The organism is Bacillus sp. FSL R10-2780 (assembly GCF_038006125.1).
Taxonomy (GTDB): Bacteria; Bacillota; Bacilli; order Bacillales; family Bacillaceae_G; genus Bacillus_A; species Bacillus_A cereus_U.
Map to the genome: position 1 here is coordinate 3,235,200 of NZ_JBBOUQ010000001.1, position 13,951 is coordinate 3,249,150.

Below are 13,951 nucleotides of genomic sequence, written 5' to 3' on the forward strand. Positions count from 1 at the left end.
ATCCGCGGTCTTAATACATCATTCGAGCACCAATTACGCACTAACCGCCACTACTCATCGCTAGGCCATCTCTCCTACCTAAAAAAAAGAAAGGCTCTTCAGCCCTTCCTTTCTACGCGTTATTCTTAATTGTCTCTAACGTCGTTTTGTCCGTCGCTCTCACAAGCTTCGTAATTAATTCCTTCGCTGCCGCATAATCATCAACATGTAAAATAGAAGCATGTGTATGAATGTAACGTGCACAAACACCAATTACTGCTGATGGGATACCAGAGTTACTTGTATGTACACGGCCCGCATCTGTACCACCTTGTGAAATAAAGTATTGGTACGGAATGTTATGTGTTTCTGCTGTATCTAAAATGAATTCGCGCATTCCTCTATGCGTTACCATTGTGCGGTCATAAATGCGAAGAAGAGCACCTTTTCCTAATTGACCGAACTGCGTTTTATCACCAGATGCATCATTTGCTGGACTTGCATCAAGCGCATAGAAAATATCTGGTTGAATCATATTTGCAGCAGTTTGTGCTCCGCGAAGACCTACTTCTTCTTGTACAGTCGCACCAGAGTATAATGTGTTTGGTAATGTTTCATCTTTTAATTCTTTTAGCAATTCGATAGCAAGGCCACATCCATAGCGGTTGTCCCAAGCTTTCGCCATAATTTTCTTCTCATTTGCCATCGGCGTGAATGGACAGATTGGCACGATTTGTTGCCCTGGCTTTATGCCAATTTCAATCGCATCTTCATAACTATCTGCACCTATATCAATTAACATATTTTTTATATCCATCGGTTTTGCACGTTGCGCATCACTTAATAAATGAGGCGGAATAGAACCAACAACCCCAATAACAGGACCATTCTTCGTCATAACTTGTACACGCTGAGCTAATAGTACTTGGCTCCACCAGCCACCTAGCGTTTGAAAACGAAGCATCCCATTTTTCGTAATTTGCGTAACCATGAAACCTACTTCATCCATATGACCTGCTACAAGAACGCGCGGGCCAGTTTCGTCCCCTTTTTTCAGGCCAAATACGCTACCTAAACCGTCTTGCACAATCTCATCAGCATATTTGCTTAATTCTTGCTTCATAAAACGGCGCACATCATGTTCAAAACCTGATGCACCTTGTAATTCTGTTAACGTACGAAATAATTGTAATGTCTCTTTATTCACGAAGTCCCCTTCTTTCAAACCTTAGTAGAATACCTCTTTTATTGTAACGAAATTTTCGAAATGTTTCTAGTTTCTTCTTTTTTAGTTGCATTTGCATTATAATTATTATTGGTACACTATTTTTATTTTACAGAATTGAGGTGAATATATGAGCTGGAAAGGTTTAGTCACAGGTCTTGGCGTTGGGTTTGCAGCTGGTTATTTCGTTGCAAACAAAGTACAAGAACAATCCCATATTTCTTCAGAAAAAGCATTGAAAATGGTGAAACAAGCATTAAGTCATAAAGGTGAAATTACTGGCTCTTGGGTACATATGGTTCCAGAGACATTTGAAAAATATGATGTCGCGTACGAAGTTTATCGCGGCGGTCTTACAACGATGTTAGATGAAATACAAGAACGATTTGAATTTTTAGTTGATGCTAAAACAGGTACTGTTTTAGAGGTTATAGCAGCATAAAAAAAAGCTAGTAATTACTAGCTTTTTTAAGCTTCTACAATCGTTTTTCTCTCTATCTTTTCCACTATATGCCCTTCTTCATTCCACTTTACTGCACGGTAATATGCATCATGATAAAAAGTAAACCACGCCTCTTTTTCAGCACCATACTTCATCCACTTTTGTTTATGTTCAATCGATGTCATCGGATAATCATCGTATGCCATTACCCATAATACATTTTGATGTGCATGCGTCGGTAAAATATCCGCTAAATGAAGCATCGTTTCACCTTGACTTTCAAGAATGACAACGGCATGTCCATCACTATGACCACCTGTATGCGCCATTTTTATTTCATCCGTAATTTCTATTTCTTGCCTGAACGTAACAATCTTATCAACGATTGGCTCCCAATTTTCCTTCCAATATGTATTACGCGATCTAACATTGGGATTTTTCATTTCATTCCATTCAGTCTCACTTACATAAATCGTTGCGTTCGGAAACGCCGGAACAAGGTGATTTCCCTCCCATTTTGTTAAGCCAGATGCATGGTCAAAATGAAGATGTGTCATTAAGACGTAATGAATATCCTCAGTACGCAGTCCCAGTTTTTCTAAAGATTCCTTAACTGATGATTCTTCTGTTACACCTTGATTCCGCTTCATTTTCTCATTCAATTTACCGTTCCCTATCCCTGCATCAATAAGCATGTTTCCTTCTTTCGCTTGCAAGAGTAACGGATCTGTTCGCAAATAAATATGATTTGTATCATTATGTTTATATTTGCGTGACCAAAGTACTTTTGGCACAACTCCAAACATCGCGCCTCCATCTAAATGTGTATTCCCACCTTTTAGCCACGTCACTTTTATATTTCCAATTTGTAACTGTTCCATATCCAATCCCCCTTTTTATTTAATTTTAACATAATATTCCGATTATTTTTCATATAAAAAACCTATGCATTACTGCATAGGCTCCGTACGATATTTTGCTTCAACTCGGTAAATACGATGACCTTTACTAGAGAATTTCTCTTCGTATTCTGTCATAATGTTTCCTTCATAATCACTATTATGAAGATCTAGGCTAAGGTAAGTTAATAACATACCATACTCAGCCATACTCATAATAGAATATTCAAATAAGCCTTGGTTATCAGTTTTGAAATGAATTTCTCCGCCATCTACTAACACTTCTTCATAATTGCGTAAAAATGTTTTATACGTTAAACGACGCTTCGTATGACGATTCTTCGGCCATGGATCTGAGAAGTTTAAATAAACGCGGTCAATTTCACCTTTCGCAAAGAAAACTGTTAAATCTTCAGCATCTTTATTAATTAACTTTAAGTTCGGTACTTCTTCTTCAATTAATTTATCAAGTGCATCTACAACAACACTTGTGAATTTTTCAATTCCAATATAGTTTATATGCGGATTTGCTTTTGCCATATCATACATAAAGCGGCCACGTCCTGTACCTACTTCAATATGAATTGGCTGTTCATTTCCAAATATTTCTTTCCAGTTACCAGCGCTCTCCTCTGGTTTTCCAATTACGATATGTGAATACTCATTAATTCGATCCATTGCATAAGGCTTATGTCTTAAACGCATAGATGTCTCCCTCTCTTTACAAAACTATTTTAAAGGAAAAATTCCTTCTTTCTGTTTTAATCAATCTATCAAACAAAAAACCAAGTACGTACGAGCACTCGGTCCGTTTCTTTCAAGTATAAGATGTACCATTTTGATAAAAACTACATAAAGCATTAAACATTCCATGACGAAACAGCTTTTTCTCTTACATTTCTAGGGAGAGAAAAACACTCGAAAGGATGATCCGTTCATGCCAATTAATCAACAGCATCAATTAGAAGTGTTAAAAGATATTTTAATCAATCATCAAAGTGATTGCTGCGGGACAGTTTCTGAATGCGAGCAATTAGAGCGCCTCATTCAATCGTTACTCGCAAACGATAGTATAAGTAGTGACACTAAAGCAATGCTAAACGATGTATATTCTTATAGTCAATCGGGTAAATCTTCCTCTAATTTGGACAACCATATTTCCAATAATCAAGAACAACTTACTCAGTGGATTGCTGGAATGGACAATTTTTCTTAAGTATTATTCTGAAGCAAGTAGTTGCTGTAAATATTGATGCCAATATTTCGCTTCTGCTTGCTGCTTTTTTGTTGTGTGCCATTGAATAGATAAAATCGTTTGTGCTATCACATACCATCTCATACGCCTAAGCAACGATTCATCTAGTTCAACCTCATAATATCCGAGCCACTCACTCCATTCATGGCGCGGAACATACCAATATAATAACATACCAATATCCAGAGCTGGATCAGCAATAACAGCTCCATCCCAATCAATTAAAAACAATTCATCTTCATCCGACAATATCCAATTGTTATGGTTTACATCACAATGGCATACAACGAATTCATTGTACTCAATATCTTTTAATGACTCAGTTAAATATTGAAGACCTTGCTGAATTGTTTCATCAATCCTTATATCTCCTCTTAAAACGAGCTGTAATTGTTGTAATAACTCTTGCCCATGAAGCGGCTGCTTCCCTAGCCTTTGAATCATCTGCACAAGTGCTTTAGAGGAGTGTATTTTCTTCAAAAGTTTCGCAACACGTTCTAGTTTCATATCCTCTGGCTCTAACTTCTGTCCCGGAAGCCATTTTTGAGCAGAAATTACATCACCGTTCGTTACCCTTCTTGTCCAAAGTAATTTTGGAACAATTCCTTCTGCTGACAATACCGCTAAAAAGGGCGATGTATTCCGCTTTAAAAATAACTTTTGTTGTCCGTTTTGCGCAATATATGCATCGCCCGTTACTCCACCAGCCGGTATAAGACTCCACTCTTTTCCTAATAATTGTTCCAACCATTCCATATTCATTACCCGTTAACAAATCCTTATCTTTTATAGTTATGAAAAGAAAAACCGCAACATTTCTACACATGTTGTGGATTCATATATTTTACTGTATTTGAATGAAAAAACTTGGCATAAGCCGAAAACAGGATAAATCACCTGTTCTTCTAGTTTATTTTACAAAATCACTCATAGAATGACAACTTATCAAAATCGTCACCTTTGTCAATTCTACATTTATTACATTCTCATCGTCAAGTAGCGATTTGTCACATTATCGTCAATATATACGTGCTAATTGGAGCCAATTGAAGTTCCTTTCCTCTAAATGAAGAAATTGGCTCTATTTTTGCTTGCTTTTCGTTTACTAACACATGCCACGTTTCTTCTTTTGGAAGCTGCACCGTTTTAGCTTCCAAACCGCTATTGAATAGCACAACAATCTCTTTCCACGGCCCAAATAATTCTACATGTTGCAGGTGGTATGCAAGTGCTTCTTTTGATGTTTGCAAAAAAGTCATATGCTTTTTTATAAGGTCAGCGCTTTTTAATCGGAATGCCCCATGCTCCTTCCGAATCGCAATTAAACCTTTTATATAGTTAACTGTCTCCATCTCTTTTTCTTTTTGATCCCAATCTAATTGATTAATTTCATCATTTGCATTATAACTATTTTCATTTCCTTGCTTCGTACGATAAAACTCTTGCCCCGCATGTAAGAAAGGAATACCTTGTGAAAGAATAACCATTGCAGTCGCTAAGCGATGACGCCTTTTCAAAATTTCTTCTGATTCTGGATTACTTTGCACTAGTTTATCCCACATCGTCATATTGTCATGACATTCTACATAGTTGATGCTTTGTACTGGCTCTAGGAACAATCCTGTTTCTTTCATACTTAAAAGGCTACCAGCTACTACATACTGCAAATGATTACAGTCTACATGCCCACCAAATGCAAAGCCACGTTTATTTATATTAAAAGTACTTCCTTTTACTCCATCACGAAATTGATCATTAAACTGTGCGATATATGGCATTTTATTCGCATTATTTAACGTCGCTTTCTCTTCAAGAGGAAGCGGTGTTTGTAAATCCCATCCTTCACCTAATAACAGCGCATCCTGCTTTATTTTTCGCACTTCTTTTTCTAACGTATTCATCGTTTCAACATCTGAAATCCCCATTAAATCAAATCGGAATCCATCAACATTGTATTCAGTAAGCCAATATAAAACAGATTCTATAATAAATTTCCTCATCATTTTCCGTTCAGATGCTATATCATTTCCAACTCCCGTCCCATTAGAAGGCATACCATCTTCCCCATGACGAAAATAATATCCCGGGACAAGCTTCTCAAATGATGATAATTCTCTTTCATAAACATGATTATATACAACATCTATAATCACTCGAATGCCGTGATCATGAAATGTTTCAATTAGTTGTTTACACTCTACTATCCTGTTATACGGATCAGAAAGGTTTGTAACATAAAATCCTGTTGGTATATTGTAATATAATGGATTATATCCCCAATTATATGCGGAAGCAGGATTCACTTCATCTATACCACCAAAACAATGTAAAGGTAATAGTTCAACATGTGTAACGCCTAAATCTTTTATATGAGACAATCCTGTTAATGTCCCATTTCGTCCCGTTGTCTCTTCTTCCATCAATCCTTTATATGTTCCCTTTTTATTCACTCCACTGTTTGGATGAATAGTAGCGTCACGAATATGCAGTTCATACAATATGGCATCTGTCATTGACTGTAATGGTGATAATTCCTCTCGTTTTGTTACATTCGTCTTTTCCAAATCGATAACAACGCCGTATTTCCCATTTACAGTCACTGACTTTGCGTAAGGATCAACCGCTTCGTTCCATATTAAATTAATACAAACAAGGAATGTATATCTTGCTCCATCATGATCACCTTGTAATGTATGAATCCACACTCCGTTTTCTTCTCTGTACATTTCATAATCAATATATTCTTTATCATTTTTATAAATCCGTACTTTCGCAAGCCTTGCGGTCGGAGCCCATACTTTAAATATTGCTTCTTCTTTTTTATACACAGCACCTAAGTCGGTACCTTCGTAATAATATTTTTCATCGAAAACTACTGTTCGAATCACAGCGCCTATTTGTAAATCTGTTTCTTCATTCCGTTCATCCCGTACTGTATAATACTTCCCCACATCTAGCGGCTCTTCTATAAAACATTCATACTTCGTTGCATCTGGAAGAGCAATAGTATGAACAATCGGTAACTCTTTCACATTGCTTCCTTCTTGTAAACGAAATGTCCGGCTTGTTCCATACGCATGCGGGAGCAAAATTGTAATTTTATTCATTTCATCTAAATAGGCATCAAATGGACGTTTTACTTTCAACATAAAAAATCACCATCATTCTTAAAGTTAAAATGAAACGAGCTGCAAATGATAAGGGTTTTCTTATCAGCGAAGCTCTATACAGTAACACATTATTCCCTATAGTATATTCACCTGTATAAAAAACGTTTTCATACATTCTATGTTTGTAGTTTTATTTCAGTAATCGATTTATACTTTGGCGTTTCCTTAACGTGAGATTCATACAAAGTAATCGTATCTGCTCGAAATGATGTTACGGGTAAATCTTTTACATTTGTCAGATCAAATACTTTTCCTCCTGCCCATTTACGTGCAACAGTAATATGTGGATGATAAGGACGTGTCTCTAGAGAGAAACCATTTTCTTCACAAATTGTATGCACTTGTTTTTGCAACTGAACCAAATCATTATTCTCACTTACCTTCGCCCAAAAAATACGTGGCTCTTCTTCTAGGCCAAACGTTGAAAATCCTTGTAACGTGAACGATAGTTCTTTTGTTTCTGTAAGCATTTGTAATCCATTCTTTATTCCTTCTAATTGTTCCTCTGTCGCACTTCCTAAAAATGAAAGTGTAATATGATAGTCTTCTTCATGTACCCACGAGCGAAATGGCAATTCATCCTTCATGTCCTCTTTATAATTAGAGAGCACTTCTTTTATATGACGTGGTAAAGTTACTGCGACAAAATAATGCGGCACCATCTACATCGTCTCCTTTATGTTATTGTTGCTTTTCTTTCTTATCTCATTCAGCTAAAAAGAAGGGAACCATCCAAAAAGTCTAACCTTTGAATAGATTTATTTTCTTCTTAGTTAAGATCGCGATAATAAATGAAATCATATCGACGTTTCGACAAGAAATATCGACTTAACAACAAAATACAACAATAAAAGCAACCTATTCCTAATAGAAAACCGTCCCAAAAAACCTTTTGGGACGGCCTCTCATTATTTCGCTAATTCATGAATTGCTTGCGCATAAATCGCTGTTGCTTTTAATAAATCTTCAATTTCAATGTACTCGTCTTTTTGATGCGCAAGTTCTTCTTTTCCTGGGAATAACGGGCCAAATGCAACGCCAGCTTTCAATGAACGAGCATAAGTACCACCGCCAATTGCTAACAATTCAGCTTTTTCACCAGTTTGTTCTTCATATACGCGTTGCAAAGTACGAATTAACGTATGATCTTTGTCAACGTGATGCGGGCGAGAGTTAGAATAATCCGCTACTTCAAATCCATGAGTACCAACATATTTTTTTAACTTTGCAATCGTTTCTTCAAAGTTAGTCGTAACTGGATAGCGTACATTTAATCCTAAATTACCACCGTTTTCTTGCGAGTAAGACAGGCGACCAACATTCACTGTTAACGGGCCGCTAATATCGTCTTTATAAGAAATACCAGCTTTTTCTCCAATAATATCACCTGTAAATGTTTCTGTTACAAACGATGCAAAGGAAGCCCCTTTTCCATCAAGAGAAACTTTCGTTAAGCAGTTTGCCAATAATAAACCTGCATTTTCTCCCTTTTCTGGAGTAGATCCGTGAGCTGAAATCCCTTTGATTTGCAACGTCACCGTATTTCCTTCTACAATTGCTTTACCTATTTTTTTAGCAGTTTGTAAATACTCTTCATATGCTACTGTAAGTGCATTTACATCTTCTCCTGTAATAACTGCTTCTGCAAAATCTGGAACCATATTTAAACGACGACCTGACTCAAATGAAATAAGCTTAAATGTGCCTTCTTTCTCTTCGCTACCATTTTGCACAACTTGTATGTCAGAAATTCCTTTTTCCGCATTAATAATTGGAAAATCTGCATCCGGCGCAAAACCGATTGTTGGCATTTCTTCATTTTTAAAATAATGATCTACACACTTCCAATTGCTTTCCTCATCTGTTCCTAAAATCATACGAACACGTTTTGAAAGAGGTAAGCCTAATTCTTTAACGATTTTCATCGCATAATAAGCTGCCATCGTCGGCCCTTTATCATCAATTGCACCGCGTGCAAAAATCTTCCCGTCGCGAATATCCGCACTATACGCAGGAGTTGTCCAGCCATCTCCTTCTGGTACAACATCAACGTGACAAAGAATACCTACTAATTCTTCTCCTTGTCCCATTTCAAGATGACCTGCATATCCTTCTAAATTTTTAGAAGCGAAACCTTCTGCTTCTCCTTTATGTAACATGAAAGATAAAGCTTTTTCTACACCTTCACCAAATGGTGCGCCCTCTTTCGCAGATTCTTCTTCCCATACACTTTTAATTTGTAAAAATTGTTGTGTATCACGAATTAAATCATCTTTTCGTTTTGTAACTTCTTCTGTCCAATTAATCGTTGACATCACGCATCCATCCTTCACTATATTGTCTCTTTCATCATAGCAAACGAAAATCTCTTATGCCATACATGAAAACCTAATAACGAACAATTGTAACACTTCAGATATTTCCCATTAGTTTTTCTTTTATTTTTTCAAAAAAATTTGCAGGAATTTGGCGTTTTACGTAGAAATTTATGAGTTAGTTGACTGACCAAATATACAATGTCAACTACCAATATTTTTCTATATGAATCTTTGTTAAACTTTTGTAAAATTTAAGTAGATTAAAGCATGAATTTTATCATGTAGAGTACAATGGTAGTAACGACCTTCTTTCCTGAATGGGGTCAAAAAAACTGGTAGAGGAGTGGTTTTCTCTTGAAACCTACAACTACTCGTATGCTAACACGCATTAAATCAATTTATATGTACATCAATGAAAACGGTACGGTAACAACGAAAGACCTTGTAGATGAGTTCGGGATCACACCGCGAACGATACAACGTGATCTAAATGTGTTGCAGTTTAATGAACTCGTGTATAGCCCTTGCCGCGGCAAGTGGACAACGACAGGAAAGAAAGTGAGAATGACCTCATAACAAAAAATAATTGTATGTAAATAAATACATACCCCTTTCTAACTCATTAGAAAGGGGTCTTTTCTATGCTCTGAAATTGGCGTTACTTTTCGTTATCTACTTGATACGTCTTTAATATTTCTACTTCTTCATCTGTTAATTCACGATATTGCCCAAGTTCTAACTCTTCATCTAACACTAAAGGTCCCATCTCTGTTCTCTTTAAATACACTACTTTTTTCCCTACCGCTTCAAACATACGCTTCACTTGATGGAATTTTCCTTCTGTAATAACAAGCTCAATTTCGGAAATATCATCACTTTTTAAAATTGTAAGTTCGCCTGGCTTCGTTTCATAGCCATCTTCTAAAATAACACCTTTAGCGAATTCTATTACATCCTCTTCCGTTACAACGCCTGAAATGTGTGCATAATATTTTTTCGGCACATGCTTTTTCGGAGATAATAGTTGATGCGTTAACTTCCCATCATTTGTGATTAATAAGAAACCTTCTGTATCAATATCGAGCCTTCCAACAGGGAATGGATCGAAAATCGCATCTTCTAATTCTAATAAATCTATTACTGTTTCGTGGTTATCATCTTCTGTCGCTGAAATAACACCTTGTGGTTTATGCATCATTAAATAAACAAACTCTTTATATTCCACAACTTCACCGTGAATCATAACCTCTTGCTCTTCTATATTCACATGAAACTTCGCATCTTTCACTGGCGTTCCATCAATTTTCACAACGCCGTCTTTCAGTAATTTCTTTACTTCTTTTCTACTTCCGTGTCCCATATTCGCTAATAATTTATCTAATCTCATGTTCTTCACCTTCTTTATTTATCATAGAAAAGGGGACGTATTTACGCCCCTTTTGATTTCAACTTTATTTTGAATCTACTACCAAGTTTACGCTGGATTTTCTCTAAAGCTTCTCCGCCAAATACTCTTTCTAGTACTCCCGTGCGAATCGCTAACAATCCGTAAACAAGACCACCAATACCTGCACAAATCGCAACTGTAATAAGAGCACCAATACGACCATCAGGCGAAATCATGAAGGATAGAAGCCATTGTGATAGTTTTACAGCAATAACCATTACAAGTGTTAATACTGCAATTTGGAATGTTCTCTTATATACAACACCAAATGAATAGTGTGCGTGTTTTTTGATTTGTCTATTCGTATACCATACGGAAGCTAAGAAACCGACTGCAGTAGCTAAAATCGCCCCAACTGTACCGAAATAACGAATAAAGATTACGTTACATACAAATTTCAAAATAACACCCATCACAAGCGCAATAACCGCATGTTTCTGCTTGTTAATCCCTTGCAAGATAGCTGCTGTTACTGTGAATAAAGCGAATAACAATGCAACTGGTGCATACCACATTAATACTTGTCCACCTAGTGGATCTGAATCGTAGAAAGCAGTGTAAATTGGATATGCAAGTGTAGAAATACCGATAACTGCTGGCAATGTTAAAAACATATTCGCCTGGAATGTTTGTGTAATTTGTAATTTTAAATAACGGTATTGCTTTTCAGTAAACGATTTTGTAATCGCTGGTACGAGCGTTAAACTAAACGCTGTTGCAAGTGATACCGGAATCATAATTAATTTATGCGTCCACATCGTGAAAATACCAAGTGCTCGCTCTGCGATATCCCCTTGACCAATCGCCTGCATAATAGAGTTAAATGTCAATGTATCAATTTGTTGATATAAAGGAATTGTTAACCCAATTACGACGTAAGGAATTGCATATGCAAACAACTCTTTAAACAATTGAGCGGTACTCACCGTTGATTCTGGTACAGTTTGCTCAATTAAATATTGATCCAAATATTTTTTACGTTTTAACCAGTACCAAATTAATACGCCAAGTGCTCCAACTGCTGAAACGAACGCAGCGAATGTAGCAACCCCAACTGCCGTTGCTACTGTACCGCCAAGTACTTTAATAACGATGAAACTACCCGCTAATAAAAAGACGATACGAATAATTTGCTCAATAATTTGTGAAACCGTAGTCGGTCCCATCGATTGGTGGCCTTGGAAATAACCACGAATCAAACTTGCTGCCGGCACAACAATAAGCGCAAAACTTACGAGGCGAATAATCGTCGTAACTTCTTCTATCTTATTTTGTAAACTTTGTTTACCAAGCATTGCTTCTGCAAATAATGGTGCGGTCATGTACAGTACTAAGAAGGAAAGAACTCCTGTTACTATCATCATAACCATTCCCGAGCGGAACATTCTCCGGCTCGTTTTATAATCTCCGAGTGCATTATATTTGGAAACAAACTTCGAAACAGCAAGCGGCACCCCTGCCGTTGCGATACTTAAAAATATCGTATATGGAATGTATCCATATGTATAGAGTGTTCCGCCTTCTGTGCCTACTAATGCATGAAACGGAAAGACGTAAATCATGCCTAAGAACTTTACTAAAAATGTCCCTAACGTCACAATAAGCGTTCCGCGCAGAAATTTTGAATCGGACATACAAAAATCCTCCTACATCTACATAAAGTGAAACTATAATCAGTGGGAGACTCTCCTCCTACTAACCATTCGAGCATTTACAGGCCGCTTTAACTCCCCTTTACTTCTCTTAAATCTTAAGGTAGTAGTCTTATTGCCCATAAATAGCAGGATAATGCTGAACTCTAACTTTTGTATTGTACCACAATTCTCCTCTTAAGCAGTACTTCACTCTATTTTTCTTTTAAGGGAAAACATGCTATTCTTTTAGGCAGGAAATGTAGAAAATGAGGTCGATATATTATGCATTATGATGTTATTGTCATCGGCGGCGGTCCTTCAGGGCTAATGGCTGCAATCGGTGCTGCTGAAGAAGGCGCAAGCGTCTTACTTCTTGATAAAGGAAATAAACTAGGACGTAAACTTGCGATTTCTGGTGGTGGTCGTTGTAACGTAACGAACCGTCTACCACTTGATGAAATCGTTAAACATATACCTGGAAATGGTCGCTTCTTATACAGTGCTTTTTCTATTTTCAGTAATGAAGATATTATTACATTCTTCGAAAATCTCGGTGTAAAACTGAAAGAAGAGGATCATGGCCGCATGTTCCCAGTATCAAATAAAGCGCAATCTGTTGTAGATGCACTGTTAACACGATTAAAAGACTTAGGTGTAAAAATACGTACGAACACACCTGTTGAAACGATTGAATATGAAAATGGTCAAACGAAGGCTGTTATTCTACAAACAGGCGAAGTGTTAGAAACGAATCACGTCGTTATCGCTGTTGGGGGAAAATCTGTTCCTCAAACTGGTTCTACTGGAGACGGATACGCTTGGGCTGAAAAAGCTGGGCATACAATTACAGAACTTTTCCCAACAGAAGTACCAATCCTTTCAAACGAACCGTTTATTCGTGACCGCACATTACAAGGTCTTGCTTTACGAGATGTAAACTTAAGTGTATTAAACCCGAAAGGAAAAGTTATCATTTCTCATAAAATGGACATGCTCTTCACTCACTTCGGCCTATCTGGTCCTGCTGCTCTTCGCTGTAGCCAATTCGTTGTGAAAGCGATGAAAAAGTTTAAAACGAACACAGTGCACATGAGTATCGATGCATTGCCAGAAGAAAATAGTGAGCAACTGTTCCAGCGCATGCTGAAACAAATGAAAGAAGATCCGAAAAAAGGAATTAAAAATGTTTTAAAAGGCTATGTTCCTGAACGTTACTTCCTATTCTTATTAGAAAAAAATGAAATTGACGGTAGCGAACAAGCTGGACAAGTTTCTCATGAGAAGATTCGCGCACTTGTGAAAGACTTTAAAGAATTTACCGTCCATGTAAATGGTACGCAGTCAATTGAAAAAGCATTCGTTACTGGCGGAGGGGTATCCGTTAAAGAAATTAACCCGAAAGAAATGGCTTCGAAATTCACGAATGGTTTATACTTCTGCGGAGAAGTTCTTGATATTCACGGTTATACTGGCGGCTATAACATTACATCTGCCCTTGTTACTGGTCGAATTGCCGGAACAACAGCAGGACAAAATGCGAAAATGCAATACTAAAAAAAGAAACAGGGACTCCTGTTTCTTT

General features: G+C 37.0%; 13 protein-coding genes. 4 read left to right on the forward strand and 9 right to left on the reverse strand.

Annotated features, from left to right (window positions below; translation table 11 throughout):
* Positions 1-112: 112 nt before the first annotated feature.
* Positions 113-1,186: a M42 family metallopeptidase gene (locus tag NSQ47_RS16890; RefSeq protein ID WP_002123132.1), complete on the reverse strand. Its 1,074-nt coding sequence runs from the start codon at positions 1,184-1,186 to the stop codon at positions 113-115.
* A 148-nt stretch (positions 1,187-1,334) separates the two neighbouring features.
* Between NSQ47_RS16890 and NSQ47_RS16895 the strand changes: the two genes are divergently transcribed.
* Positions 1,335-1,646 carry a PepSY domain-containing protein gene (locus tag NSQ47_RS16895; protein ID WP_002112333.1) on the forward strand — a complete coding sequence of 104 codons (312 nt, stop codon included), beginning with the start codon at positions 1,335-1,337 and terminating at the stop codon, positions 1,644-1,646.
* Positions 1,647-1,672: 26 nt separating this feature from the next.
* Here NSQ47_RS16895 and NSQ47_RS16900 read toward each other — a convergent pair whose 3' ends face one another.
* The gene (locus NSQ47_RS16900) at positions 1,673-2,527 is read right to left on the reverse strand and encodes a YtnP family quorum-quenching lactonase (protein WP_215557567.1); all 855 of its coding nucleotides are present in this window, start codon (positions 2,525-2,527) and stop codon (positions 1,673-1,675) included.
* A gap of 69 nt (positions 2,528-2,596) precedes the next feature.
* On the reverse strand, positions 2,597-3,250 hold the full coding sequence (gene trmB, locus NSQ47_RS16905) for a tRNA (guanosine(46)-N7)-methyltransferase TrmB (RefSeq protein ID WP_002112335.1): 654 nt from the start codon (positions 3,248-3,250) through the stop codon (positions 2,597-2,599).
* Positions 3,251-3,482: 232 nt separating this feature from the next.
* Here trmB and NSQ47_RS16910 point away from each other — a divergent pair, with 232 nt between their 5' ends.
* A complete protein-coding gene (locus NSQ47_RS16910) occupies positions 3,483-3,761 on the forward strand; it encodes a YtzH-like family protein (RefSeq protein ID WP_002160191.1) in 279 nt (92 codons plus the stop codon).
* Between the two features lie 3 nt (positions 3,762-3,764).
* Here the strand turns inward: NSQ47_RS16910 and NSQ47_RS16915 are convergent, their stop codons facing one another.
* From NSQ47_RS16915 to pepV, 4 genes are all read right to left on the reverse strand, one after another.
* A complete protein-coding gene (locus NSQ47_RS16915; RefSeq protein ID WP_341037449.1) occupies positions 3,765-4,562 on the reverse strand; it encodes a phosphotransferase family protein in 798 nt (265 codons plus the stop codon).
* Between the two features lie 245 nt (positions 4,563-4,807).
* Complete coding sequence (pulA, locus tag NSQ47_RS16920; protein WP_341037451.1) at positions 4,808-6,949, reverse strand: type I pullulanase; 2,142 nt, start codon at positions 6,947-6,949, stop codon at positions 4,808-4,810.
* Between the two features lie 137 nt (positions 6,950-7,086).
* Positions 7,087-7,632: an RNA 2',3'-cyclic phosphodiesterase gene (gene thpR, locus NSQ47_RS16925; RefSeq protein WP_199659287.1), complete on the reverse strand. Its 546-nt coding sequence runs from the start codon at positions 7,630-7,632 to the stop codon at positions 7,087-7,089.
* Between the two features lie 246 nt (positions 7,633-7,878).
* Positions 7,879-9,285 carry a dipeptidase PepV gene (gene pepV / locus NSQ47_RS16930; RefSeq protein WP_341037454.1) on the reverse strand — a complete coding sequence of 469 codons (1,407 nt, stop codon included), beginning with the start codon at positions 9,283-9,285 and terminating at the stop codon, positions 7,879-7,881.
* Between the two features lie 357 nt (positions 9,286-9,642).
* Here pepV and NSQ47_RS16935 point away from each other — a divergent pair, with 357 nt between their 5' ends.
* The gene (locus NSQ47_RS16935) at positions 9,643-9,864 is read left to right on the forward strand and encodes a DeoR family transcriptional regulator (RefSeq protein ID WP_000805512.1); all 222 of its coding nucleotides are present in this window, start codon (positions 9,643-9,645) and stop codon (positions 9,862-9,864) included.
* Positions 9,865-9,946: 82 nt separating this feature from the next.
* Here NSQ47_RS16935 and NSQ47_RS16940 read toward each other — a convergent pair whose 3' ends face one another.
* Entirely contained in the window at positions 9,947-10,675 is a 729-nt protein-coding gene (locus NSQ47_RS16940; RefSeq protein ID WP_002160186.1) for a pseudouridine synthase, read from the reverse strand.
* Positions 10,676-10,716: 41 nt separating this feature from the next.
* On the reverse strand, positions 10,717-12,369 hold the full coding sequence (locus NSQ47_RS16945) for a putative polysaccharide biosynthesis protein (RefSeq protein WP_002112344.1): 1,653 nt from the start codon (positions 12,367-12,369) through the stop codon (positions 10,717-10,719).
* 282 nt (positions 12,370-12,651) lie between these two features.
* Here NSQ47_RS16945 and NSQ47_RS16950 point away from each other — a divergent pair, with 282 nt between their 5' ends.
* The gene (locus NSQ47_RS16950) at positions 12,652-13,923 is read left to right on the forward strand and encodes a BaiN/RdsA family NAD(P)/FAD-dependent oxidoreductase (protein ID WP_002112345.1); all 1,272 of its coding nucleotides are present in this window, start codon (positions 12,652-12,654) and stop codon (positions 13,921-13,923) included.
* Positions 13,924-13,951: the final 28 nt, after the last annotated feature.

Excerpts from the sequence above, each read along its gene's own strand:
- NSQ47_RS16915 (WP_341037449.1), bottom strand. The coding sequence starts at position 4,562 with ATGAATATGGAATGGTTGGAACAATTATTAGGAAAAGAGTGGAGTCTT.
- NSQ47_RS16940 (WP_002160186.1), bottom strand. The coding sequence starts at position 10,675 with ATGAGATTAGATAAATTATTAGCGAATATGGGACACGGAAGTAGAAAA.
- pepV (WP_341037454.1), bottom strand. The coding sequence starts at position 9,285 with ATGTCAACGATTAATTGGACAGAAGAAGTTACAAAACGAAAAGATGAT.
- trmB (WP_002112335.1), bottom strand. The coding sequence starts at position 3,250 with ATGCGTTTAAGACATAAGCCTTATGCAATGGATCGAATTAATGAGTAT.
- NSQ47_RS16900 (WP_215557567.1), bottom strand. The coding sequence starts at position 2,527 with ATGGAACAGTTACAAATTGGAAATATAAAAGTGACGTGGCTAAAAGGT.
- NSQ47_RS16895 (WP_002112333.1), top strand. The coding sequence starts at position 1,335 with ATGAGCTGGAAAGGTTTAGTCACAGGTCTTGGCGTTGGGTTTGCAGCT.
- NSQ47_RS16950 (WP_002112345.1), top strand. The coding sequence starts at position 12,652 with ATGCATTATGATGTTATTGTCATCGGCGGCGGTCCTTCAGGGCTAATG.
- NSQ47_RS16945 (WP_002112344.1), bottom strand. The coding sequence starts at position 12,369 with ATGTCCGATTCAAAATTTCTGCGCGGAACGCTTATTGTGACGTTAGGG.
- NSQ47_RS16910 (WP_002160191.1), top strand. The coding sequence starts at position 3,483 with ATGCCAATTAATCAACAGCATCAATTAGAAGTGTTAAAAGATATTTTA.
- pulA (WP_341037451.1), bottom strand. The coding sequence starts at position 6,949 with ATGTTGAAAGTAAAACGTCCATTTGATGCCTATTTAGATGAAATGAAT.
- thpR (WP_199659287.1), bottom strand. The coding sequence starts at position 7,632 with ATGGTGCCGCATTATTTTGTCGCAGTAACTTTACCACGTCATATAAAA.